Source organism: Candidatus Symbiothrix dinenymphae, assembly GCF_001431085.1.
The window spans coordinates 1-401 of record NZ_BBRU01000486.1 but is presented as its reverse complement, the minus strand read 5'-3'; the positions used below and the strand labels follow the sequence as shown (position 1 = coordinate 401).

At 46.4% G+C, this 401-nt stretch carries 1 pseudogene; it reads left to right on the top strand.

Going from position 1 to position 401, the window contains the following annotated elements:
- Positions 1-401, top strand: a pseudogene (locus ASC50_RS05245) (PD-(D/E)XK nuclease family protein); the annotation flags it as partial.

Here is a 401-nt window from a genome sequence, read left to right as displayed (position 1 = left end):
ATATTCAGGTGTTTAACAAATATGCGAGCGAGCCGAGTGCCGAAACGATTGACGAGTTTTTCTTCTTCGGCGAGGTGTTGCTCAATGACTTTGACGACATCGACAAAAATTTGGTGAATGCCCGTGCCCTGTTCAGTAATTTGCAGGATTTGGATGCCCTGCGCGATGATTTCACACACTTGTCCGACAACCAGCGAGAGGCATTGATGCGCCGCTTCCAACAATTTTTTATCGGCGACACTGCCCTGAAAACTGCTTTTCGCAATATTTGGAATATTCTCGGTGAAGTTTACACCGATTTTAAGCAAAAGTTGGTTGCTGAAAACACTGCCTATCAGGGTATGCTGATGCGCGATGTGATTGAACAATTGGATGTTCAGGAGGGGATTGCGGGTCAAGCC